The sequence below is a fragment of the Candidatus Cloacimonadaceae bacterium genome (assembly GCA_030693415.1).
Taxonomy (GTDB): domain Bacteria; phylum Cloacimonadota; class Cloacimonadia; order Cloacimonadales; family Cloacimonadaceae; genus JAUYAR01.
Genome location: JAUYAR010000037.1, coordinates 1 through 23,964, shown reverse-complemented (window position 1 = coordinate 23,964; position 23,964 = coordinate 1). Strand labels below are relative to the sequence as shown.

18 protein-coding genes are annotated in these 23,964 nt (G+C 49.3%); 15 read left to right on the top strand and 3 right to left on the bottom strand.

From position 1 onward, the window contains the following. Nucleotides 1-51: 51 nt before the first annotated feature. Entirely contained in the window at nt 52-663 is a 612-nt protein-coding gene (locus tag Q8M98_02525) for a TetR/AcrR family transcriptional regulator (GenBank protein ID MDP3113630.1), read from the bottom strand. A 272-nt stretch (nt 664-935) separates the two neighbouring features. Between Q8M98_02525 and Q8M98_02520 the strand changes: the two genes are divergently transcribed. From Q8M98_02520 to ftsZ, 15 genes are all read left to right on the top strand, one after another. Further along, nucleotides 936-4,631: a S8 family serine peptidase gene (locus tag Q8M98_02520; protein ID MDP3113629.1), complete on the top strand. Its 3,696-nt coding sequence runs from the start codon at nt 936-938 to the stop codon at nt 4,629-4,631. A gap of 534 nt (nt 4,632-5,165) precedes the next feature. Further along, complete coding sequence (locus Q8M98_02515) at nt 5,166-5,426, top strand: hypothetical protein (GenBank protein ID MDP3113628.1); 261 nt, start codon at nt 5,166-5,168, stop codon at nt 5,424-5,426. Between the two features lie 170 nt (nt 5,427-5,596). Next, on the top strand, nt 5,597-6,034 hold the full coding sequence (locus tag Q8M98_02510; GenBank protein MDP3113627.1) for a protein MraZ: 438 nt from the start codon (nt 5,597-5,599) through the stop codon (nt 6,032-6,034). 2 nt (nt 6,035-6,036) lie between these two features. Next, the gene (rsmH, locus tag Q8M98_02505) at nt 6,037-6,978 is read left to right on the top strand and encodes a 16S rRNA (cytosine(1402)-N(4))-methyltransferase RsmH (protein ID MDP3113626.1); all 942 of its coding nucleotides are present in this window, start codon (nt 6,037-6,039) and stop codon (nt 6,976-6,978) included. After that, nucleotides 6,975-7,331, top strand: a complete 357-nt coding sequence (locus tag Q8M98_02500; protein ID MDP3113625.1) for a hypothetical protein — start codon at nt 6,975-6,977, stop codon at nt 7,329-7,331. Before rsmH ends, Q8M98_02500 begins: the two co-directional genes overlap by 4 nt. A gap of 4 nt (nt 7,332-7,335) precedes the next feature. After that, on the top strand, nt 7,336-9,510 hold the full coding sequence (locus tag Q8M98_02495) for a penicillin-binding transpeptidase domain-containing protein (protein MDP3113624.1): 2,175 nt from the start codon (nt 7,336-7,338) through the stop codon (nt 9,508-9,510). Next, nucleotides 9,507-12,398, top strand: a complete 2,892-nt coding sequence (locus Q8M98_02490) for a UDP-N-acetylmuramoyl-L-alanyl-D-glutamate--2,6-diaminopimelate ligase (GenBank protein MDP3113623.1) — start codon at nt 9,507-9,509, stop codon at nt 12,396-12,398. The genes Q8M98_02495 and Q8M98_02490 overlap by 4 nt, the downstream gene beginning before the upstream one ends. Beyond that, nucleotides 12,399-13,502, top strand: coding sequence for a phospho-N-acetylmuramoyl-pentapeptide-transferase (mraY, locus tag Q8M98_02485; protein MDP3113622.1), 1,104 nt, complete (start codon nt 12,399-12,401; stop codon nt 13,500-13,502). A gap of 12 nt (nt 13,503-13,514) precedes the next feature. After that, nucleotides 13,515-14,870, top strand: coding sequence for a UDP-N-acetylmuramoyl-L-alanine--D-glutamate ligase (gene murD / locus Q8M98_02480; GenBank protein MDP3113621.1), 1,356 nt, complete (start codon nt 13,515-13,517; stop codon nt 14,868-14,870). Next, entirely contained in the window at nt 14,857-15,996 is a 1,140-nt protein-coding gene (locus Q8M98_02475; GenBank protein ID MDP3113620.1) for an FtsW/RodA/SpoVE family cell cycle protein, read from the top strand. Before murD ends, Q8M98_02475 begins: the two co-directional genes overlap by 14 nt. Next, the gene (locus tag Q8M98_02470; protein ID MDP3113619.1) at nt 15,993-17,087 is read left to right on the top strand and encodes a UDP-N-acetylglucosamine--N-acetylmuramyl-(pentapeptide) pyrophosphoryl-undecaprenol N-acetylglucosamine transferase; all 1,095 of its coding nucleotides are present in this window, start codon (nt 15,993-15,995) and stop codon (nt 17,085-17,087) included. The genes Q8M98_02475 and Q8M98_02470 overlap by 4 nt, the downstream gene beginning before the upstream one ends. Then, a complete protein-coding gene (gene murC, locus Q8M98_02465) occupies nt 17,071-18,489 on the top strand; it encodes a UDP-N-acetylmuramate--L-alanine ligase (GenBank protein ID MDP3113618.1) in 1,419 nt (472 codons plus the stop codon). The genes Q8M98_02470 and murC overlap by 17 nt, the downstream gene beginning before the upstream one ends. Before the next feature lie 63 nt (nt 18,490-18,552). Then, entirely contained in the window at nt 18,553-19,311 is a 759-nt protein-coding gene (locus tag Q8M98_02460) for an FtsQ-type POTRA domain-containing protein (GenBank protein MDP3113617.1), read from the top strand. Beyond that, nucleotides 19,312-20,589, top strand: a complete 1,278-nt coding sequence (gene ftsA, locus Q8M98_02455; protein ID MDP3113616.1) for a cell division protein FtsA — start codon at nt 19,312-19,314, stop codon at nt 20,587-20,589. Nucleotides 20,590-20,600: 11 nt separating this feature from the next. Then, nucleotides 20,601-21,791 (top strand): cell division protein FtsZ, encoded by a 1,191-nt coding sequence (gene ftsZ, locus Q8M98_02450; protein MDP3113615.1) that lies wholly within the window; start codon nt 20,601-20,603, stop codon nt 21,789-21,791. 337 nt (nt 21,792-22,128) lie between these two features. Here the strand turns inward: ftsZ and Q8M98_02445 are convergent, their stop codons facing one another. Together Q8M98_02445 and Q8M98_02440 are read right to left on the bottom strand one after the other, a co-directional pair. Continuing rightward, the gene (locus Q8M98_02445) at nt 22,129-22,923 is read right to left on the bottom strand and encodes a DUF1828 domain-containing protein (GenBank protein MDP3113614.1); all 795 of its coding nucleotides are present in this window, start codon (nt 22,921-22,923) and stop codon (nt 22,129-22,131) included. 28 nt (nt 22,924-22,951) lie between these two features. Beyond that, the gene (locus Q8M98_02440) at nt 22,952-23,770 is read right to left on the bottom strand and encodes a hypothetical protein (protein ID MDP3113613.1); all 819 of its coding nucleotides are present in this window, start codon (nt 23,768-23,770) and stop codon (nt 22,952-22,954) included. Between the last annotated feature and the right edge of the window lie 194 nt (nt 23,771-23,964).

Below are 23,964 nucleotides of genomic sequence, written 5' to 3'. Positions count from 1 at the left end.
AGCCCTAATGTCGAAATCGTGAAAGACTCAAGCGAGCGAGGATTATGCATCCTATTGCAAGAGCCCGTTTTCGATGATATTACGGATCTTACCGGTCAAAGGCATCATGTCCATGGTCTTGCCGCTGATCAACCACTGGGTGAGGATCATATCCATCGCACCGATGATCATATAGGACAAGGCGTCGGGATCGACGGTGCGGATACGTCCGGTTTCCATTGCTTCTTTGCAGATTCCGCGCACATAGTCCAGGTAATAGTTCATCGGATTGTAGCTTGGGTTGCGTTTGTAAAAACCTTCGCTTTGGCGCAGCTCCACCACAAGAAACCTGGCGATATAGGGCTTGCTCATCATCAGTTCGGTGTGTTTTTGGAAAAAGGTTTGCAGCTTATCCACGGGGTCCGGAACATTGCTGCTAAGGTCTTTGATCTGATGAATCTCGTCCTCTATGGTTTTTTTCATACATTGAAGAAGGAGGTCGTCCTTGTTGCGGAAATAGTTGTAAGGCGTTCCGATGCCGACCTTGGCGTGAATCGAGACATCGGACATCGTGCTGGCTACAAAGCCCTTCTGGGCAAAGACCTTAATCGCCGCAACCAGTATCTTATTCCTGTAATCTACCGGCAGGACGGATTTTTTGCGGGGTTTGGGATACATGTTCATTCCACTTCCTCTCGAAATCATTTTGCTCTCTGAAACACAACTCTCTCATCCATGATTATTGTCAAGGATTTATCTTGAATGTGAGGATGGAAAGGTGGAAGAGGAGAGAGATGAGATTCGGCGTTCCACCTTTCCACCTTCGCAGCATCGGCATGCTGCGCTACATCTTTTACCCACAAAAACAACATTGTTTGAACTTTGTGGTTGACAAATATCCCCCTCCCTAATTTCCTCCCATTTAAAGAATAATTGATACCCATGAAGGATCTGCCATGAAAACGACACTATTATTACTTGTGACTATATTCTTCACCTTTGGTTTACTCTGCGCAGACGCGCTACCGGGTGAAAATATAGAGAAACCGCTTTTTGCCCAAGACAGAATCAAGATCAAACTCAGCTCCGATGCCATCCTAAGAACTTCGCTTCCGCAAGGGCTCTACGCTGAAGCCGGCAGCTTTGGAATCAACGAACTGGATCAGCTTTTCGCCCGCTATAGCGGCAGAAGGATCATTCGTGCCCATCGCAGAGTAGATGACCAAACTTGGGAATCGAACACCGGTTTTGACCGCTGGTTCGTCATCCTGTTGGATGGAAAAGCAGATGTCGCAGCTGCAATTGCGTCCTTCAAAGCCAACCGCTATGTCGAGGACGCCATTTTGGAATACCTTGCCTATAGCACTGCGGTTCCAAACGATACGTTTTACCCAAATAACTGGGGACACAACAACACCGCGCAGCTTCCCGTGTATCAAAGCGGCAGCCATTCCGGTCCCGGAGTGGGAACGATCGGGTTTGACAGCCGCGCACAGCTTGCCTGGGACAAATCACAGGGATATGGCAGCGCCGCGGTCATCATCGCTATTATAGATACCGGTGTGGATACCGCGCATCTCGATTTGCGCCTGGTGACTGGATACGATTTTGGGGATAACGACAATAATCCGATGGACGACAGTTCCCAAAAGGGACATGGAACCGCGTGTGCCGGAGTGGCAGCGGCAAGGGCAAACAACAGTCTCGGCGTTACTGGAATTGCCGGTGGCAGCAGCGTCATGCCCTTGAAGGTGGCAAACTCAGCAGGGACAATGACTTTTACCGCGATAGCCAACGCGATCACCTACGCGGCAAACAACGGTGCCCACATCGTCAGCCTCAGTCTGGGCGCCTATGTTTCCTACGGATACGATTCCGCTACGGACAATGCCATCGCCTATGCCTACAATCAGGGTGTGTGTATTTTTGCCGCAACCGGAAACTATAGCTCCTCAAACACGACTCAGGATTTTGTGAACTATCCCGCCAATCACCCCAACGTGATCAGTGTCGCGGCTGCCAGTCCCACTGCACAGAGAAAGAGCTATACTTCATCCGACGGTGAAACATGGTGGGGATCGATCTACTGTAAAACGTCCGAACCTCAGGATCATCGGGCATCGGTGGATATCACCGCTCCCACGATTCTCCCCACCACCGATATTTCAGGTGCGACGGGATATTCCACCACGGATTATTATATGTGGTTCAATGGCACATCCTGCGCCACGCCATACGTTGCCGGAGTCGCCGCATTGCTCAAATCTCAGTCTCCGTCACTCACTCCTGCCCAGATTCGTTCAGTGCTCACAAGTTCCGCCACGGATATGACCATCGATGGCGGTGCAGGATGGGATCGCTTCACAGGATATGGCATGATCAACGCAAACGCGGCGCTGACATTGATCGAGTTAAACCCTCCGACGTGTGTAATCACCCAACCGCTCACCGGCGAAAAGCTCATCATCGGTGATCAGATCAATGTCTTGGTCAATGCACAGGATCCCGCTCCGGGGAGTGTCGTAAGGGTCGAGTTCTATCTCGATGCTTCGCCGACACCGGTTTTTATCGATTACTCCGCCCCCTATTCATGGTTTTGGAACAGCGGCGGAGCAAGCTTGGGAAATCATACGATCGTGGCAAAGGCGATCGATAATGACAATAACATAACTGCTGCTCAGATCATCGTCAATTTGCTATATCCCGCCGACGAGGGATTTGAAACAAACAATTTCAATACATTGGACTGGACACATTCCGGCAATCTACCATGGACAACCCAAACCGTGGAAAAATACTATGGAAACTATGCAGCCGGCTCGGGAGCGATCACCCACAATCAGAGCTCATCCTTATCCATCCAGCTTGATGTAGCTCAGGCGGGCAACATTACTTTCTATCAAAGAGTTTCCTCCGAAGCAAGCTATGATTATCTCCGGTTCTTTATCGACGGAATCCAGCAAGGGCAATGGTCCGGCGCCGGGCTATGGGCGATGCAAAGCTATGCGGTTTCAGCAGGGGCCAGGACTTTTAGCTGGACATATTCCAAGGATGGCACCGTTTCTTCAAATAGCGATCGTGCCTGGATCGATCATATCACGTTTCCACTTTATCAAGGGGATCTGACAGCACCCTTCGCAGAAGGCTTTGAAGCTGGATGGAACGGGTGGAAAACCGTGAACGGCACACAGACCAATATATGGGAGACCGGAAATGCAATTTCTCACACCGGCATCAAGTCCGCATATATCAGCAACAACGCTGGAACCTCCAATGCATACTCTTTGACCAATGCATCGGTATCCCATTTATATCAGCGCATCGTTTTTCCCTCCTCGACCGAAGGTTTCAAGCTTCGCTTTGCCTGGAAAGGCAACGGACAAACCACTCTTGACGGAATGAAGGTCTATCTCGTCGATCCTTCGATTGCTCCCGTAGCCGGAACTCAGCTTGGATCGGGGCAGATCGGCACTCTCTACAATTTGAACAACACCTGGCAGGAAGACACCATCGACCTGGGGACAGCACCTTCGGGACAAACAAAACGTCTCGTTTTTACCTGGTTCAACGACAATAGCGCAGGGACTCAACCTCCAATTGCCGTGGATAACATCAGGGTCATCATTGGCTCTCAGAGCGACGCGGCAGTGGTAATCAATCAATCAGTCTCTGTCTCCCCACCACCTGTCAATGATCCTCAGTCCAATCCTTTATCTCCACAGATCACGGTAACAAATCTGAGCGGTGATATTGATTTCATCATCGTCAAAACATCCTACGCGCCACCGGAAGTAAATCTGCCGGAGGCAGGGCTTTGCCTCAGTTTCTATGGAGGGAGCTTTGCCGGCAGCACGATCAACGTGATCCACAACCTGGGTTTTGTGCCGAACAGGATTGCCTACCTCCTCGGAGAAGGCGGGGGCTGGAACCTGATCACCAACACCGGTTCGTGGACAAACAGTTCGCTCGCCATCACCATCCCTACCGCGAAAGCGGGTGAATACCTGATCCTCGCGTTTCCAAACAACCAGGACAGCACACTCCCAGTGACGCTATCTTCCTTTAACGCGGTACTCAGCAACCAGAACTACGTGCGGCTGGATTGGGTCACTCAGACGGAAAGCGGCGCCTTGGGCTATTATCTGCACAGGCACGATAGCGATCAACTCGATTCAGCGATCATGGTTTCTCCGCTGATCCTCGCTACCAACACCTCCCAGCAGCAAAGCTATAGCTTCACGGACAGCGAAACCGAAGCGGGAACAATCTATTACTATTGGCTGCAAAGCATGGACATGGACGGCTGGACACAGTATCATGGACCGATCCATATAACTACTGCCTCCACTGATAACGGCATCCCAAATATCCCTTTGGTCACCGAAGTAAGGCAAGCCTATCCCAATCCCTTCAATCCCAATACAACGATCGGATACAGCATCCACAAAGCTGGATATGTCAGCCTTGATATCTTCAACGTCCGTGGTCAGAAGCTGCGCTCCTATGAAAGAATTCACGAAAGCCCTGGGCACTACCTGATAAACTTTGACGGTAGAGACTCTGGCGGCAGAGCTCTTGCCAGCGGCATCTACTATTACAGATTCCGTAGCGGGGATTATGCCTCCATCCGAAAGATGCTTTTGTCCAAATAATATCAAAAGGAGCTGCTTCGGCAGCTCCTTTTTCATGCCTGCACTATCGTACTCTACCATTCCAACGCAAGGATATCCGGCAATAATAAAACCTTCCACTGTAAAGGTATCGCGTCTCACAAAGATGTATCTCATTATATTGCCATATTAGCCGATAGGGTGATAGAAGAGATGAAAAAGAACTTGCCAAAAAAGGGAAGCTGATTTTAATGTGAAACGTGAACCATCCTGAGTGCCTGCCCACTGAGAAGGATGGGAACGATCGAGGAAGCAGGATAACCTGTCCGGTCACTACCCGCAAGAGCCGCGTCCGCGGCTCTTTTTTTTTATATAGGCAAAATCCAGCTCTACGCGGATTTATATCTTTTAGATGTTGGAGCATGATGAAAAAGTACTCAATTTGAGCATATCTGGCAGGTTCATCGCTGCTGTCGCCGACGGGGACGTCGGCGCTCCATGATTATGGAACTACCGACGTCCCCGTCGGTTCGGGTCCGCAGGATCAGTTACAGATTGTGGATCAGCAACAGATTTGTGGATCGGTTTACGAAATTGGTGGATGTGTCAGGTTCATTGCTGCTGTCGCCGACGGGGACGTCGGCGTTCCATGAGGTAGCGTTTCATGTGATTTTGCACTTTGCAAAACTATTGTGTATGAATGAGGGTGTGGAATCTGGGATTTTACCAGATATGTCATCATTATTTGTCAAACTTGGCGTTGGCGAAAAAGCCTTCGTAGACGGGGATACCGGCGATTCAGAACCGAGAAAATTCAAGAAATCTCAAAAAAAATGAAAAAAAATCATTTTGTGCTTGACATAAAACATGGTATGTCATATAAGCACCACAGTATCTCAGAATATGTCAAAAAAAGTCAAAAAAACTCAGTTATAGCGTTGATTATGTTATCGATAGTATTGAAGTTATAGAAAAAAGGGACTAAATGAAAATTAAAGGTCGTCAGTATGTCAGGTCAGTTTACCGGATACTTTGAAAACTCCGTCCACAAACAGCGCGTGATCATTCCCGCGGCTTTCAAGAAGAAATTTGCCGCGGAAGCAAACCGGACCGTGGTGGTGACTTTGGGACCAAATAACACTATCGCGATCTATCCGCTGGATTGCTGGTACAGTAGGTTGGAGCGTCTCGCCACTGGAGGTGAGGAAGACCAGGAATTGCGCACCCAGATGATAGATTTTGCGATGACAGAGCAGGAACTTGAGGGACCAGGTAGGATTCGCATCTACGAGCAACTCCTTATCGATGCCAATATCACGGACAAAGTGATCATCAAAGGCGAGCTGCACTATATCACCTTGTGGAATCCTGAGGAATTCCAGGAAGTCCTCAGAGACAAGAAAGACATTCACCGCAAGAAATTTAGCACCAAACACTATCAGTAATTATGAGCAAATACCACCAACCCGTGATGGCAGACAAGTGCGTGGAGTATCTCAGGCTCGTGCCTGCCGGGATCTATGTTGATGCCACTCTGGGCGGTGGTGGACACAGCTCGGCGATGTTTGATCACGAGCCTTCGATCCGGCTCTTTGCTTTTGATCAGGATATCGAAGCCATCGAGCATGCCCATACCACACTACAAGCCCATCGGGCTAGGGTGGAATTTATCCATGCCAATTTCCAAAACCTACGCAGCGAACTGGCACTGAGAAAGATCCCCTCCATCGACGGAATACTCTTTGACCTGGGAGTTTCCTCCCATCAATTGGACAATGGCAGACGGGGTTTCAGCTTTGACACCGACGCGGAATTGGATATGCGCATGAACCGCGAACAGGAGACCAGCGCCTTCGACGCAGTGAACAAACTTCCGGTGCGCGAATTGACCCACATTTTCTGGAACTATAGTGAAGAAAAGCACTCCGGCAGAATCGCCAGAGCGATAGAGACCTATCGCTCCGCAAAAGAGATCAAAAGCACCACAGAGCTTGCCCGCGTGATCGAATCCGTCGCTGGAATAGGGAGCAAGGAATCGCTCAAGACCAAGGCGCGCATCTTTCAAAGCCTACGCATCCATGTGAACCGTGAATTGGAAGTCCTCAGCCCCGCATTGACGGACGCGATCCATCTGCTCTCGCCCGGAGGCAGGATCGTGGTCATGAGCTATCACTCCCTTGAGGACAGAATCGTAAAGAACATTTTTCGCGATGCCGCGCTGGATTGTAAATGCCCTCCGCAGGCACTCAAATGCATCTGCGGACACAAACGCAGCCTAAAAATATTGACCAAGAACCCGCTCTGCGCGGACGAAAACGAAGTTTTAACCAACAAACGCTCCCGCAGCGCCAAGTTGAGGGCAGCGGAAAAGATCATGGGGGAATCATGAGAGGAAGATCGATCATCCTGATTATTGTTTTGGTATTTGCCGTGTTTTTCAATTTCTGGAACGCGAACAAAGTATTAGGCTATACCCGCCTGCTTTCCACTCTGGAAAAAACACAAGCCGCGGAAAAAAACATCAACACGGAAATGTGGGTCGAACATGATGATCTGCGCAGCGGCAAGCACATCGCCAGCCTCGTCCGTATCGAGTTAGGCAATTTCGTGCCCCGGCAGCAACAGGGAAAAATCATCTATATCCACGAACCCGGCGCTCAACAGGAAGTAGGAAACTATTGCATCGTCGATCTGATCGCTTCCAAAGCGATCGCCAAAGAAGTGCAAGTGATATTGGACTGACAAGATGAAATCCAGATATGTATTCTTGGTTTTCATGTTTGCCTCAGTGGCGGTTCTCTGGACGGTCTATCTGTTCAGCCTGCAAGTCTTTGATCCCTTCAATCTATCCCGCGACCGGCGCGTCCGCTACACTCCGCACAAAGAAATCCTGATCCCCACCCGCGGAGCGGTTTATGACGCCAACGGCAGCCTCCTGGTCAGTTCGATCAGCCATTATCAGATAGATATCGATCGCACTGCAGTGGACCTTTGGGCAAGGCGGCGAAGTATATCCCTCGAAGAAGGCTTTCAAAAGATCGCAGCTGCAATTGGCGGTAATTCTTCGATCGGAAAAGACGAGGTATTGCAACGCCTCAGGATGGGCAACCGCCTCAATTCCATTCAAATCACGAACCGCATCCGCGAATCGGAGCTGGAAAAGATCATCCGCTGTTTCGAAACAGGCCAACTCCCGGGCTTGATTCACAGCTTTTCTTCAATGCGCAGGATCTATTCCAAAGATATTTTGGCAGCTCGGTTGCTCGGTTCCGTCAAAGCGGAATCGGACGGATTCGACCCCGCCACGATGAGCAAATCCCTCTATAAACTCAAAGGGATCTGCGGTGTGGAGGCAACCTATGACAAAATGCTTGCCGGTGAATACGGCTGGCGCGAATATGTCGTGGACGCCAATCAGAAAAGAGTTCCCTACCCCAATCTGCATCAAAAAAAGCCGGTGAACGGTCTCAGCGTGCGCCTCACGATCGATTCCAGCATCCAGGAGATCGTGGAAAACGCGCTGTATGATGGCGTTATCAAATACAACGCCAAAAACGCAGGCGCAGTCGTGATGGAGCCTCACACCGGAAGAATCCTCGCTCTGGCAGGCGTCGCGGCAGATGACAGAACAATCGATCCCGGCATGGTGAGGGTGAGACCAAACATCCCGCTATCTTTCATGTTTGAACCAGGCTCGACGCAGAAACCGCTGACCATGCTCTCCGTGATCGAAAACAAAGCCATCACTCCCACCGAATTGATCCCCTGCGGCACCTATCAAGTGGGGCGCAGAACCATTAGCGACACCCATTATTATGGTCCGCTGAACGGCATGGACATCATCGCCAAATCCAGCAACGTGGGCGTGGCGAGATTGGCGGAACGCGTCGGATCTGTCAAGCTCTATGAAAAGTTTATTTCCCTGGGCTATGGCCAAAAGAGCGGGCTCAATTTCTACGGAGAATCCAGCGGGATGTTTAGCAAGCTGGACAATTGGGATTCCTACACTTTGCACTCGGTTAGCTTTGGACAGGGGATGTCCGTCACCGCGATGCAACACGCAGCAGCCTTCAGCGCCGTCTCCAACGGCGGTAAATTTATGAAACCGATGATCGTGGATGCCTATCTGGATGAAAACGGCAGGGTCGTGGAACAGTTTGAACCAACTGTTTTGCGCCAGATTAGCGGAAAAGCGGTCGCGGACACGATCGTGACCTATATGCAGGCAGTGGTGGACCGCGGCACGGGCAAGCATATCAAGATGGACTATATCAGCCTCGCCGGCAAGACCGGCACGGCGCAGAAAAACGTCGAAGGCACACGCGGCTATTCCAGTGGCAAATACAATTCAGTGTGGGTGGGCATGTTTCCCGCCGAGAACCCACAGATGGTGATTGTGGTCTTCTATGACGAACCCGCCATCGGTTTTCACTATGGAAGCACCAGCGCGGCACCGACCTTCAAGAAAATTGTGGAGGATATCCTCTTTATGCCAAATTGCAAGATCCTCGCCTTCAATGAAAGATTGATGCAATCGACCCTTAAAATGCCGGATCTGAAGGGCAAGCCGCTCATCCAGGCAGAGGCGATATTGAACCGCTATGGATTTCTATACAAAATCGAGGGAGCGGATTCCTCATCCATCGTGGTCGATCAATTTCCCAAGGCAAACGTCTCGGTCGATCGCAACCACCCAATCACCATCCGGATCGGAAAAAGCGCAAACAAATCCCATCCGGTAATCGACAAAGACATCATGCCGGATCTGAGCGGACTCACTCTCCGAAAAGCGCTGCAGCTTGCAAGCAGCCAAAATGTTGCGCTTAGTATCCAAGGCAGTGGGATCGTGCGCAGACAATCCATCCAACCGGGATCAAGAATACTTCCCCGCGCCACCTGCTTAGTAGAGGCAACGTTATGAAGATCGGGGATTTGATCAAGATCCTGCAAGAACATGGGCTTTTTATAGAAAGCAAGGGCATTGATGACCTCACCCGGATCGAAGGCGCTCCGATTACGGACAACCGTCTGTTATCAAAGGGTGATATCTTTATCTGCATCAAGGGTTTCAGCCATGACGGGCATGACTTTATCGAAGCCGCCAGTGCCAAAGGCGCGTCTCTGATCATCCGCGAAACCGAATCCAACGACGAGCTTCCATCCATCCGAGTGAGTGACTCCCGCAAAGCCGCCGCGCTTGCCGCAAAGCTATATTACAGAAATCCGGTAAGCAATTTCCGCCTCGTGGGAATCACCGGAACCAACGGTAAGACGACGACTTCGATCATCCTTTTCAAAGCCCTCAGAAGCATGGGGATTAAAGCCGGACTGATCGGCACCCTCGGTTATCAGATCAACGACGAAATATATAAAACCGATCACACCACTCCCGACAGCATCGAGTTGAATTCAATTTTTGCCCGCATGGCAAAAGCCGAGCTCAGTTATGTGATTATGGAGGTTTCCTCACACGCCCTGGCGCTGGATCGCGTTTACGGCGTGGAATTTGATTATTGCTTGTTTAGCAATCTTAGCCGTGACCATCTGGATTTTCATGCCAACATGGAAGAATATGGCGCGGCGAAGTTCAAGCTCTTCGATACTTCGAAGCGGAAACAAGCTGTTTCGCTCATCAATATCGACGATCCCTTTGGTAAAACCATCCACACTCGGCTCATCCAAGCGGGCGCTTATTCGTTCTCGCTGGGTCATGCCGACGCCAATTTCGTGGTAAAGGATGTGGAAACCGGCTTCGAGCGCAGTAGTTTCAGCCTGCAAACCCGAGAAGGCGAGATCAATATCGAATCCCGCTTGCTGGGAAACTTCAATGTAAACAACCTCGCATTGGCGGCTGCGACCTTGAGTCTCATGGGATTTGAAACAAAGCAGATTTCCGCAAGCATCAAAGATATCGAGCCCGTGCGCGGCAGATTTGAGCTTATACCAAATGACCGCGGCATCGGCATCTTCATAGATTATGCCCACACTCCGGACGCGATCGAAAACGTGCTCAAAACCTGCAGGGACCTTGCTAACCGTAGAATCCTCACTTTGATCGGCGCAGGCGGAGATCGAGACAAAGGCAAACGCCCGCTGATGCTTCAAACGGCTCTCAAAAACAGCGATGCCGTGATCATCAGTGACGATAACCCCAGAGGCGAAAACCCGGATGCCATTATCCTGGACATCACCAGCGGAGCCCATGCCTGCCTGCCCTGGTGGATCGTGAGAGACCGGCGGGAAGCGATCAGGAGCATCTTGCGGCTATCAAAACCGGGGGACATAGTTCTAATCTGCGGAAAAGGACACGAGACCTATCAGGAGATCGAGGGCGTCAAGCAAGTGTTTGATGACCACGAGGTAGTGAGAGCGATCCTTTCTCAAAGCGATGAAACTCTGATGGAAGATGACGACAAGCTCGTGATCCCCATCGACGGACTGATGCTCGATATCCTATGCGGCAATATGTCAATCGAAAACCCACGCGGCTACAAAGAGCCGAAACTATATCATTATCTATCCACAGACAGCCGCACAATCAGATCCGGATCCGTATTCTTCGCTGTCAAGGGCGAACGCTTTGACGGACATCACTATATCGGCAATGTGCTCAAAGACCCGGCAAACCTCGTGGTGCGAGAACAAAGAATGGAGAATCATCAATTCTCAATGCTCAATTCTCAATCCTCAATTCTCGATTCTCAATTCTCAATTAAATGGACAGACTCTACGATGAATTGCCTTGCCGCCCTCTGCCAGAAATACCTGTTGATGTTCGATCCCTACAAGATCGCCATCACCGGCAGCACCGGCAAGACGAGCTGCAAAGAATTTGTCGGGCAGATACTTGGCAGCCACAAGCCCACTTTGAAAAATCTGGCAAACGAAAACAACCTGATGGGGCTCTGCAACACCATCAGGAGGATCAAACCCGAGCATAACTATGCAGTATTTGAGATTGGCACCAATCACTTCGGCGAAATCAAAGTCATGGCAGACATCATATTGCCTGATTGCGGAATCATCGTCAATATCGGTCCCTCGCACCTGGAAACTTTGATCGATGAAGACGGGGTCTATCGTGAAAAAACCGCTCTCTTTGAGCGTCCACTCGATCTGCGGCTTTTTGACGCCGACGATCCCAGATTCGCGGAATACAAGGCAAAGGGCAAGGGGGTTGGATACTGTGAAGACGCGGATTTTCGGATCACCGATATCGAGCGCGCTGAGGAATCGATCTCTTTCAAACTGAACGGAAGCGATTTTTCCCTTTCCTATCCCTTCCCTCATTTCATCGGAAATGCAGCCTATGCAATCGCTCTGGGCATGCACCACCACATCCCGGTAGAGAAGATGAGGAAAGCGCTTGGGCAACCTCTGAATCTCGGATTACGCATGGCAGTGGAGCACATCGGGGAGAGCATTCTGATCGCAGATTGCTATAATGCCAATCCGCTTTCCATGCAAAAAGCAATCGAGTTTTGGCGCTTTCTGCATCCGGAAAAACCGCATCTCGCTATCTTGGGGGACATGCTTGAGCTCGGAAACGGCTCGGAAAGCTATCATGCCATGATCGGCGCGATGCTGACAGAGCACAAATTTGACCGCTTGATCACCGTCGGGAATCTATCCCGTGCCTACCACTTTGACGCGGAACTGGGAGGCGGTGCGCACTTTTCGGACGTCGCCCAAATGCTCGAGAGCGAAATTATAAATGAGATCAAATCCGGCTGCGTGATCCTTGTCAAAGGGTCGCACGGAGTCCATTTGGAGCAATGCCTCCCCCATCTGAAGAGAGGATTGGGCTAAATGCTATACCATCTGTTGTTCCCTCTGGCAAGATACAGCATCGCGTTTAACGTCCTCCGCTATGTGACGTTCCGCTCGATCGCGGCATTTATCACTTCGCTGGTGCTTACTCTTTTGGTGGGACCTTGGTTCATCCGTATGCTTAAAAGCCATGCCGCTGTGGAAATCATCGACGATAACGTTCCGGAAAAACACTTCGTCAAAGCCGGCACTCCGACGATGGGAGGTCTGATCATTCTGACGAGCTTGATGGTGTCCTCGCTCTTATGGAACAACCTCAGCAACAGCTCCATCCTGTTGATGTATCTCACCACGGTGTGGCTGGGGGTATTCGGATTTTTGGACGATTATCTGAAGAATTTCGTCAAATCCAAAAAGGGCTTGGTGCCCAAATACAAGTTATGGGGACAGATCAGTGTGGCGTTATTGCTCACGCTGGCGATCTATTACGGCAGCGGCAATTCGGATAGCGTTTCTGCCCTGCAGATTCCATTTCTCAAAAACACCTATATCGAACTGGGGATGATGTTTATCCCCTTCGTCGTGTTTTTGATCGTCGGCACTTCCAATGCAGTAAATCTTACCGACGGGCTGGACGGTCTGGCAGCCGGCACTCTGGTTTTTTCCGCAGTCGGTTTGGGCGTGATGTCTTATCTGAAGGGAAACTTCATCGCCGCGGGGTATCTCAATCTGGAGTTTTTGCCCAGCGCCGGCGAGTTGACGGTTTTTATCTCCGCTCTGGTGGGCACTTTGATCGGTTTCCTGTGGTTCAATTCCTATCCTGCGCAAGTCTTTATGGGAGATACGGGTTCGCTCACGCTGGGAGGCATCCTGGCGGTAATATCCGTTCTCTTGCAGGAACAGATATTTTTCATGATCATCGGCATGATCTTTGTGATCGAAACCCTTTCCGTGATCACGCAACGCAGTTGGTTCAAATACACAAAAAAGAAATATGGCACGGGCAGAAGGGTCTTTCTCTGCGCACCGATCCATCACCACTTTGAGCTCAAGGGTCTGCACGAAACCAAGATCGTCATCCGCTTTTGGATCATCGCGATCCTTTTGGTGGCGTTCGGCTTAAGCACGATAAAATTAAGATGACAAGGATACATTATGTTTGACGTAAACCGACGCTATGGTATTTTGGGCTTGGCTCGCAGCGGGATCGCAGCTGCCTATAAGATCAAGGAGTTTGGCGGACACGCTTTTCTCAGCGAGTTGCATCCAAGGGATAAGATCGAGGGAACGGAAGAACTGTGCGGAGATTTCGAATGTGAATTCGGTGGTCATAGCGAACGCCTCTTTGAATGCGACGAATGGATCGTGAGCCCTGGAATCCCGCTGAATATACCGATCATCAAACAAGGCTGCGAACGCGGAATACACATGATCAGCGAGCTCGAATTCGGCTATCAGATCAAAGATCCGGGTAGCAAGATCATCGCGGTCACCGGCTCCAATGGAAAAAGCACCACCGCTTCGCTTATCTACCATATTCTGAAGGGCATGGGATACAAAACGCTACTTGCCGGCAATATCGGAGACGCCTTTTGCGGATTCCCCATCCACCAACCCGGCTATGATTTCATCGTCCTCGAAGTGAGCAGTTTCCAGCTTGACCTGATCGATACTTTCAAGCCGGATGTGGCTGTGCTGCTGAATATTACGCCAGACCACATGAACCGATATGAGACTTTTGAACACTATCGTAAATCCAAATTCCGCATTTTCGAAAACCAGACTGAGGACGATTTTGCGGTGATCAACATCGATTCTCCGCCGATCATGAACAATATCCATGCGATCAATTCCCAAATTCTCCGTTTCTCAATGGACAAGAAAGCCCCGGATACCGATGCTTGGATCGACGGCGTCTTTATCTATTTAAATAAAAAACAGCGTCTTTCCATCCATGATCTGAGCATCAAGGGTCCCCACAATCATGCCAATACAATGGCATCGCTTTTGAGTGTGACTGCGCTGACCGACAACGTTCCTCTTGTCCTGGACAGCGTTGTGGGATTCGCACCGCTCACGCATCGCCTGGAATATGTGGCTACCATCGCAGGGGTAAGCTTTTACAACGATTCCAAAGCCACCAATTCGGATTCGGTCAAATCCGCGCTGATGTCTTTCGGACGTCCCATCCGTGTGGTGATGGGCGGCAGCGACAAAGGCGAGGATTTCAGCGTGCTCACGGAGATGCTCAAAACCTGGGCACTGAAAGTCTATATCACCGGTGAGACGGAGGCAAAGATGCGTCAGGCTTGGTTGGGCAAGATTCCGCTGGTCTGCATCAACGATTTTGAAAAGTGCATCAAGACGGCTTTTGAGGAATCCCTCGCCGGAGATATCATCGTTTTGTCACCTGCCTGCGCCAGCTTCGACAAATTCCGCAATTTCGAGCATCGCGGCGAGACATTCACGGATATAGTGCACAAAATAGCCATGGAAAATGAAAAGAAATAAAGCTCAAAACTATATCATCAGTTATGATAAGGTGATTTTTTTCACCTATCTGACGCTGTGCCTGATCGGCATTTTGGTGATGCTGGATATCACTTCCATGCAGAGCTCCATGAACTTTTTCTACCGCCACGTTGTATTCGTAGCCCTCGGAGTCCTGACCGCGATCCTGGTTTTGCATTACCTCAATATTGAGAAGCTTAGGGTTCTGAACTATCCATTTGTCGGTTTCGCCATTCTACTCTTGGTGATCGTGCTGATCCAGGGAAATACCGTTAAGGGCGCCACACGGCAGCTTGATCTCGGGTTCATCGGTTTGCAGCCGAGCTTTATTGCCAGAATGGCTTTGGTCTTTTTCTTTGCCGGATATCTGGATAAAAAACATAATCAACTCCTTGAATCCAATCCGCTTGACTTTTTGAAACACTTCTATCCGATGCTTACCGTCGCTGTTGCCACTTTCACCCTCATCATCCTGGAACGCCACCTCAGTACTCTCGTGATCGGAGGCTTGACGTTGCTCACGTTGCTCACCTATGCAGGAGCAAAAAAACGCATCGTCGGAATTCTTGTTTTAGCGGCAATGCTGCTGGGTGTCGTGGTCATCACTATGGGTGCAGAATATCGCGGAAACCGCATCCGCACCTACATGATCTATACCCAGTTTTTGAGAAACCGCCCCGAACCCACCAACGCTGCCGAGGAATATCAGGTGAAGGAAAGCCTCACCGCGCTTACCAGCGGAGGCATTTTCGGCACCGGAATTGGACGCGGACGCGCCAAGCACTATTATCTCCCCGAAGCGCGCACGGACTATGTCTATACCATTATCGGAGAAGAATTTGGTTTCATCGGAGCGATGATCGTCTTTGGTTTGCATTGCCTGCTGTTTTTCAGGGCGTTCCGTATCGCGAATACCCAAGAGAGCCGATATCTGAAATTTCTCTGTGCCGGGTTGGCAATGAATATATTTTACAACGCTTTGGTCAATACTGGAGTGGCGATGTCCATCCTGCCGGCCACCGGGAATACGCTTCCTTTCATCAGCTACGGAGGCACCGCTTTGATCATTGATTCCGCCTCGGTGGGCGTGATCCTGAATATCAGTGCCAAACGGAGACAAGTATGAAATTCGTCTTTGGCTGCGGCGGCACCGGCGGACACATCGTTCCCGCGATCGCGATCGCGAAGCGGATTCAAAAACTCGGACACGAATGTCTCTTCATCGGCAATCGTGATTCGATGGAATCACGTCTCGTACCCGAAGCGGGATTTTCCTTTGCAGGCATCCATGTGCAAAAGCTCTATCGCAAGCTCAGCCTTTCTCATCTGCTTTTTCCATTCTATCTGCTCAGCAGCACTTTGCGGAGCATTACGATCTTGAAAATGTTCTCGGCGGAAACCGTTCTCTGCACCGGGGGCTTCGTATCCGGTCCCGTTGCTCTCGCTGCTTTGCTTTGCCGGATACCCTGCTATTTCCATGAAAGCAACAGCCTGCCGGGCATCACGACCAAGCTTTTTGCGCCGTATCTGAAAGCGACCTTCATTTCCTTCCCCGGAGCCAGAAAACACCTTAAAAAGGGAAATCTGATCGATTCCGGAGTGCCGATCATGGAGCGTGAAAACGATGAGGGCGATTTTGACTTTTCTAAATACGGACTAAGCGGAACGAAACCTATCATCCTCGTCACCGGCGGCTCTCAGGGATCCCTGGCGATCAACAACGCCATCGATAAAGCTCTGGACAGAATCCAGTCCATGGGTTTTGAGCTCATCTGGCAGACTGGGAAAACCGGCTACGCGACCTTCAAAGCGAAACACTCATCCAAAACCGGGCTACTGATGTTTGATTTCTCCACCAAGCTTACCTCCCTCTTCCCAAAAGCCAAAATAGCGATTTGCCGGGCTGGTGCGCTGACTTTGGCTGAGCTTGAACACCAAGCTTTGCCCGCGATCCTGATCCCACTTCCCAGTTCGGCTGAAAATCATCAGTTTTTTAACGCGCAAGAACAGGAAAAACGCGGTTTGGCAATATTGCTCGAACAAAAGCATCTGAACACCGAAACCCTCTGCGAAAATATAGCTTACATAGACACCCATCAGGCGGATTTCCATGCCCGTTTCAAACAATTGAAACCAAACACCCATGCCGCGGACATCGCGCAATATCTCATCAATCATTTGTCCGACAAGGAGAAAGATCATGTTAGGCAGAACTAAAAAGATCCACTTTATCGGCATCGGCGGCATCGGTATGAGCGGCATCGCCGAATTCCTCCACAACCAGGGACTCGAGATCAGCGGGTCGGATTTGAAAAAGACCGATTTGACCAAACATCTTGAAGAAATCGGCATCAAAATCGTGGAAGGGCACGATCCCGCCAATATCAGCCAGGTCGATGTCGTAGTCAAATCCTCCGCCGTCAGAGACGACAATCCTGAGATAGTTGCCGCCAAAGCGATCAAGATTCCCGTCATTCGCCGCGCTGAAATGTTGGCGGAAATCACCCGTATGAGCTTTAGCATCGGCATTTCCGGCACGCATGGCAAGACCACCGCAACCTCGATGGCGGGCTTGGTGCTGGAAACCGCAGGACTCGATCCCACCATCATCGTGGGCGGCAAGGTCAAAAACTTTGGCTCCAACAACGTCATGGGCTCCGGCAAATACATCGTCGTGGAAGCCGATGAATATGATCATTCATTCCTTTCTTTGACTCCCTGCATCGCGGGAATCACCAACGTCGATACCGATCACCTGGATTGCTATCACAATTTGGACGACATCAAGGGCGCTTTCATCGAATATGCCAACAAAGTTCCCTTCTTCGGCAGCGTCATCTGCTGTCTGGACGATTCCGGAGTGCAGGCAATCCTGCCCATGATCAATAAAAAGATCGTGACCTACGGGCTTTCCAGACAAGCGGATATCCAGGCGCATAATATTGTGATGCAAAACTTTGTTACGGAATATGACCTCAGCTACATGGGCAAAAAACTGGGGAGGATTTCCATGCACGTCACCGGAAAACACAATGTGCAAAACTCGCTGTTAGCTGCGGGTATTGGCTTGGAACTGGATGTTCCCTTTGAGTTTATCCAAGCCGGTCTTGCCAAATACAGCGGGGTCTATCGCAGATTTGAGCTCAAGGGAACGGAAGCGGATATCACCATTTATGACGATTATGCGCATCACCCCACCGAGATTCTCGCAACCCTCGAAGGTTTCAAGGACAGCACCGACCGGCGAATCGTGGCGCTCTTTCAACCGCACCTTTATTCCAGAACCAGAGATCTCTTCGAGGAATTCGGCAAAGCCTTCTTTTCCTGCGACTGCCTTGTCCTGGCACCGATCTATCCCGCTCGCGAAGAACCGATCCCCGGCATCAATTCCAAACTCATCGCCGATGTCGCAATCCAATCCGGACATCACAACGTTCATCTCATTGAATCTAACGCCGATATCGTGGCAAAAACATTGGCTATCTTGATGCCAAATGACATCTTAGTTACCATGGGCGCTGGCAATGTCTGGCAATATGGTGAAGAAATATTGGCTTCGCTGCAAAAATCAGTTGACACAAACAGTAAGTATAAAAATCTTAGTAACTTAGAGACATAGCATGGATTATTCATATTACGCCAATATCGTTCTAAACTATATAAATAACAATAAGGTGCTGAATTGAAAACTGAAACCCGCAAACGCCGTGGCAACAGCAGGTACTACCTGTTTTTCGTGCTTTCGCTCGTGATTGTCACCAGCGTGGGCGCCGCAGCGTACTTAGTTGGCGTGAACCTTCCGTGGATCGATCTTCAGGAAATCAAGATCAGCGGCAATAGCAGCATATCGGACAGCACCATCATCGCTATCATCAATCCCTACATGGATACGAATCTCTTGTCCATCCCCTCCTCGGAGATCGAGAAAAAGATTCTCCGCTTTGCGAGGGTCAAGGACGTGAAGATCAAAAAGAGCCTGCTGCACACGCTCGTTTGTGAGATCGAAGAACGCAGCGGCTTGCTCTATCTGCGCAGCGTGGAAGGTGATCTCTTTCCCATCGACAAAGACGCTGTCGTGCTGGAGAAACCGGACAACATCTATCGCGAGGATCTGCCGATTGTGGCTACCTATCTGAGCAACAAACAACTGACAAGCGGCACGAAGCTCCAAAAGCCATATCTGAAACGCATCATCAAAATCCATCAGGATATCTGCGCCCAGTCTCCTGATTTTTCCCCCCTGATCTCCGAGTATTATTTTATCGACGACACGATCTATCTTGTCGATGCCAAATATGGAACGCGGATAATTCCCTGTGAAAATAACATTGCCAAACAACTACAACGCTATCTGTTCGTTCAAGACAACGGCAATATCGACCGCAATTCGTTGGTCGATCTGCGTTTCGATAACCAAGTGGTGGTAAAGGAAGGTAAGTAAATGAAAAACAATACGATAACTGCTCTGGATGTTGGCTCCTCCTTTATAAGGACGATAATAGCCCGTCCGGGCAAGGATTCGCGTCTGGAAATCCTTGGTATCAGCGAAGTTCCGTCCGAAGGAATCGAAAAAGGCGTCGTTAAAGATATTCAAGCTGTGGCAAACACCATCCGCAAAGCCCTTGAGGAAGCGGAAAAGATCGCCGGCATCAAAGCCGATAATATCTACGTCAACATCACCGGTGAACACATCAAAACGCATGTGGGTGACGGACGCATCTCGATTCCGACCATGAGTCCCAACGAACCCGGAGAGATCAGCATCGAGCACGTGGAACAGGTGATCAACGATGCCAAAAACAGCGTCAAGATCCAAAAAGGCTTCGAACGCTCAAAAATCCTGCACGGCATCCCGCAATGCTTTATCATCGACGGTCAGGATGACATCCACAATCCGATCAACATGAACGGCTTTCATCTCATTGCCCGCGTCTATACGATCTTCGCGGACGTCACTCCGATGCGAAACCTAAGCAAATGCATCGAGCTTGCAGGATATGAGGTCGATCCGGATAATTTTGTCCTCAACCACATCGCCATCGGTCAATCGGTGCTCTCCGACGATGAAAGACGCCTCGGCACGATCCTGATTGACATCGGCGGCGGCACTTGCGATATCTCGCTATTTAACCGCGGCACCCTGGAAAAGGTCATCGTCGTTCCCATGGCGGGAAAAGCGGTCACCGAAGATCTCGCCATCGGGCTCAAGACCACGATCGCCAATGCCGAATACATCAAGACCCAGTTTGGCATCGCGCTCGCTTCCGGAGTAGATCCCAAAAGCGAGATCGAGGTGGAAGGCATCAGCGGACGCGCAAATCAACGCAAATCTCAACAACTGGTCAGCCATGTGATCCAGCACCGCGTTGAAGAGATGCTCGCGCTTTGCTACAACAAGCTCAAAAACCTCTACACTCCGGAACTGATCACCGCCGGAATCGTGATCACCGGCGGAAGCGCCAAGCTGCAGGAAATCGCCCAGGTGGTGGAAAACGCCTTCAACCTCCACGTCAAGATCTCCGTTCCCGATATTTCCCGCACCAACGGTATGATCAGCAGGCTGGACGATCCCGCTTTCGCCACGGCGCTGGGCATGCTCTATTATGCTGAAAGCTTGGGCAGGGATTTCAAAAGCGGCTCTTCAATGCTGAGCGGACTCTCAAAACTAAAGATATTCGATAAAATAAAGAAAGTTCTAAAAGACTTCACACAACCATAAAGGGGGAAATAATGATCGAATTTGACGAAAAACCCACACAGATCGGTACCAACATCAAGATCGTCGGAGTCGGCGGAGCCGGCGGAAACGCCATCAACACCATGATTGCCAACGATCTTTTCGGCGTGGAATTCATCGCTGCCAACACGGACATCACCGATCTGCACAAATCCAAAGCCAAGATGAAACTCCAGATCGGCAGAAAACTAACTCGCGGACTCGGCACCGGTGCCAATCCGGATACCGGCTCCCGCAGCGCGGATGAATCCAAGGACGACATCAAATCTCATCTCGAGGGCGCGGACATGGTGTTTATCGCCGCCGGTATGGGTGGCGGAACAGGAACCGGCGCGGCTCCCGTGATCGCCAAGATCGCTCGCGAGCTGGGCATCCTCACTCTCGGAATCGTCACCACTCCATTCACTTTTGAAGGCAAAAAACGCCACAGCAACGCGGAGGAAGGCATCCGCAACCTCAGCGAGTATGTGGATACTTTGATCATCATCCCCAATTCCAAGCTCTGCGATATCTATGCCGACCAGACCCTGATCAACGCTTTCCACAAAGCAGACGGCATCCTCTTTGAAGCCGCGAAGGCAGTCTCGGACATCATCAACGTGAGCGGCTTGGTCAATGTGGACTTCGCGGACGTGAAAACTATCATGCAAAACATGGGACACGCCTTGATGGGAACAGGCACCGCAGAAGGAGACAACCGTGCCGTCATGGCAGCCAAGGCAGCTATCAATAATCCTCTTTTGAGCGATATCAACCTCCACGGTTGCCAATCCCTGCTCATCAACGTCACCGCCGGACCAGACATCATCATGAATGAATTTGAGGAAGTCTCCTCCGTTATCGTCAACGAGACCGGCTCTGCCGCAAACATCATCATGGGCATCATCATCGATCCCAACATGGTCGGCAAGGTATCCGTCACCATCATCGCCACCGGTCTGAACCGCAACGAAGGACAGCGAGTGCTGGATTTTCCCAAGCTCCCAATCAGCCAGCCGGGCACCGGGCCGCAAATCACGAAAACAAAATCCGACGATGAAGAGATCGAAGATATCTTCACCCGTCTCAATATCAACCAGCCAGCCAAAAAGGATGATAAAGATCAAAGGAATCAGGATGAGGTAATCCCAATGCCGTTGACCCCGCGCACTGATCTGCCCTCCTTCCTGAAAGCCTTGGACTAAAATAATTTAAGCTTCCCTGCTTAGGTCTCACAACGGACATCCTTGTCCGATTCGCCGTCGGCGCCCCCTGCCGGCGGCTCTTTTTTGTTGTGAAAAGCACAGTTACCGGCAGGGACTTGCAGAATATACTGCACAAAAGAATCAGGGAGTTTGGAAGGCTGCAAGGTTACATCAAAGCCCTTGCCTCTTGGATCAAAGATGATCAGATCGAATACGACTCAGACCTGAATCCTATAGGACTCTCTGGAACACATACTCCATTCCCGCCCTTTCATTGGAACTGTAGGACGACAACTGCTTTTGATACTTAAATTAGCATATTCCAATTTAATACAAGTTATTCATTCACGGCTTTTAATTTGCAAATACTTCCTGGAGCATGACGGTTTTCCCACAGAATATAATCTGCTTCCTTGCTGGTTAAAGCTTCCAAGTATTCGGACTTTACTTCCCGGTCAGTATCGTTGATGATTGCCAAACCAATTACTCTTTTCCCTGATTGGCGTTCACGAACTTGTTGGATATCACTCCAGGTAAATAAGAAATGAGGCAAATTCATTTTATTTACTGTATTAAATGCTTTGATTACAATCTCAGTATGATAATAAGCAATTTGAAAATCAAAGGTGAATTCCAGTCCGGTGCTTCCCTTCGAGATGAAATGAGGAGTGTAGATAATTCTCTGTTCTTCCAGATAAGACTGAACTTCCTCTTTAAACACCGATTCCACGGTTTGCTTGGACAAGACGTAAAGGTCATTGGCTTCCGAAATTGCAGCTAACAGATTCAATTTCTTTTGTGGAAAACTCTTTTCATTTGCTTCAATCGTCAATTCGGAATCCTTGTTTAGCGTGACGCCATAGTTTAGCAAAATACTCTCCAGAATATCTTTACGCTTGGCGGAACGAGAAAGGGATACCCCGCTTAACTCCAGATTGTGAATGGTCTCGCCATCATCAGATAGGATTAGCTTTTCCTTTTCCTTTTTCACATAAATCTCAATGGAATCGTTGAATAAGCCCAAAAAAGGTGTCGTTATCTGTGTCCAGTTGGTAACATTATCCAAATTGACCGTGGTCTTCTGACGTAGAAATTTATAAAAATCATCCACTAACGCGTTAATCGGATTCATTATACTGCCTCTTCCTGAATGGTTATAGCTAAACGAGTTTCAAGATTGATTGCCGAGTTTTCGTAAGGCATGCATTCTCCTTATTGTTTTCGGTTATGGTCTTTGCTTTAATATGATAAAACATCTGATGATAAACACAATAGTCAACAACTTGGATAACAGAATTATTATAAAAATCCTGATAATGCTTATACTGACCGACTAAATAGTTGTAATGGAGTCTGCCGAATATTACCCTATCTACAAATTCTACACTTTCAAGAAGTTTAATAATGTCTTGTTCTAATATGTTAGGAGTTGGATAAGGTTCAATACTAACCCAAGTTTTACATCCTTGATCATGCAAACAGTTCATACTGAGGATTCTATCTTCATAGGAAGATGAAAATGGTTCGAACGATGCTCTGAAGTTTTCATCATGAGAAACTAATGAAATCCCCCATTCATGTATTCTTTGAAAACCAGCTAATTCGATAGGCAAGGTACCTTTTGTAAGAGCGATACATTTTACACCATGAAAATCTAGCAGTTTAATAATCTCCAAGCTCATTTCTTGAACTTCATGATACCCGACCATAAATGGATCAGTTGTGAAGCAGAGATGGACTGATTTGATCTTATTTCTGTACTTAGGTAACTCCTTCTTTAACAAATCAATAGCATTTTCTACCAACCTGGGGTGAATCCACTCTTCATAATCCTTCACTCTTCCGAATCTTCTTGCCATCATAAAAGCATAACAAGGGTACAAACAACCATGAGAGCAGCCTAAAACATGGTTTATTGTGAAGTCTCCGTATTCAACGCCTGTTTTATATAACAGTGATTTTCGTACTATTTTAAGCATTATTCGACTCACAGACTGAACATTGCTTTGGGGCTGGATTTCAAATATTTGTAATCTAGTAGAGCGTCCCATATTTAATGTTGCATAGTCTTGGTTTCGGATTATCTTATCTCTTGAGAATACTTATCAAGAGGAGATACACATGGACCCGAGAAGAAAGAGATTACCTTTGGTAGTTGATGCCACTGTTAAAG

Excerpts from the sequence above, each read along its gene's own strand:
- ftsZ (MDP3113615.1), top strand. The coding sequence starts at position 20,601 with ATGATCGAATTTGACGAAAAACCCACACAGATCGGTACCAACATCAAG.
- Q8M98_02500 (MDP3113625.1), top strand. The coding sequence starts at position 6,975 with ATGAGAGGAAGATCGATCATCCTGATTATTGTTTTGGTATTTGCCGTG.
- Q8M98_02475 (MDP3113620.1), top strand. The coding sequence starts at position 14,857 with ATGAAAAGAAATAAAGCTCAAAACTATATCATCAGTTATGATAAGGTG.
- ftsA (MDP3113616.1), top strand. The coding sequence starts at position 19,312 with ATGAAAAACAATACGATAACTGCTCTGGATGTTGGCTCCTCCTTTATA.
- Q8M98_02440 (MDP3113613.1), bottom strand. The coding sequence starts at position 23,770 with ATGCTTAAAATAGTACGAAAATCACTGTTATATAAAACAGGCGTTGAA.
- rsmH (MDP3113626.1), top strand. The coding sequence starts at position 6,037 with ATGAGCAAATACCACCAACCCGTGATGGCAGACAAGTGCGTGGAGTAT.
- Q8M98_02525 (MDP3113630.1), bottom strand. The coding sequence starts at position 663 with ATGAACATGTATCCCAAACCCCGCAAAAAATCCGTCCTGCCGGTAGAT.
- murD (MDP3113621.1), top strand. The coding sequence starts at position 13,515 with ATGTTTGACGTAAACCGACGCTATGGTATTTTGGGCTTGGCTCGCAGC.
- Q8M98_02520 (MDP3113629.1), top strand. The coding sequence starts at position 936 with ATGAAAACGACACTATTATTACTTGTGACTATATTCTTCACCTTTGGT.
- mraY (MDP3113622.1), top strand. The coding sequence starts at position 12,399 with ATGCTATACCATCTGTTGTTCCCTCTGGCAAGATACAGCATCGCGTTT.
- Q8M98_02470 (MDP3113619.1), top strand. The coding sequence starts at position 15,993 with ATGAAATTCGTCTTTGGCTGCGGCGGCACCGGCGGACACATCGTTCCC.
- Q8M98_02510 (MDP3113627.1), top strand. The coding sequence starts at position 5,597 with ATGTCAGGTCAGTTTACCGGATACTTTGAAAACTCCGTCCACAAACAG.
- murC (MDP3113618.1), top strand. The coding sequence starts at position 17,071 with ATGTTAGGCAGAACTAAAAAGATCCACTTTATCGGCATCGGCGGCATC.
- Q8M98_02490 (MDP3113623.1), top strand. The coding sequence starts at position 9,507 with ATGAAGATCGGGGATTTGATCAAGATCCTGCAAGAACATGGGCTTTTT.
- Q8M98_02445 (MDP3113614.1), bottom strand. The coding sequence starts at position 22,923 with ATGAATCCGATTAACGCGTTAGTGGATGATTTTTATAAATTTCTACGT.
- Q8M98_02495 (MDP3113624.1), top strand. The coding sequence starts at position 7,336 with ATGAAATCCAGATATGTATTCTTGGTTTTCATGTTTGCCTCAGTGGCG.